At 41.1% G+C, this 309-nt stretch carries 1 tRNA gene; it reads right to left on the bottom strand.

The window, feature by feature from the left end:
• Positions 1-153: 153 nt before the first annotated feature.
• Positions 154-229, bottom strand: a tRNA-Val gene (locus WR49_RS20790).
• Positions 230-309 lie beyond the last annotated feature (80 nt).

Raw genomic sequence — 309 nt, 5'->3', positions numbered from 1 at the left:
AATCAGTCAGCTTTCCAAATTGTTAAAGAGCATGAGACTTTAAGAACCAGTGTTCTAAAATTCACATTTTCTAAAGACTCTCACAGTCGAAAAATCCAACCAACGACAAAAGAAGTGGTTTGAATATTTAAATAAGTAAGAATATTTAGAGAATGGTGGGCGATACCGGGCTCGAACCAGTGACCCCCTGCTTGTAAGGCAGGTGCTCTCCCAACTGAGCTAATCGCCCACTAAAAGTTTTAATTCCTTCGTGGAGAAAGAATGGTGGGTCGTGCAGGATTCGAACCTGCGACCAATTGATTAAAAGTC

This window comes from Vibrio sp. ECSMB14106 (genome assembly GCF_000972265.1).
In the GTDB taxonomy this organism is placed as follows: Bacteria; Pseudomonadota; Gammaproteobacteria; order Enterobacterales; family Vibrionaceae; genus Vibrio; species Vibrio kanaloae.
Note: the sequence above shows the minus strand (reverse complement) of the source record. Positions and strands in the feature narration are given on the sequence as shown.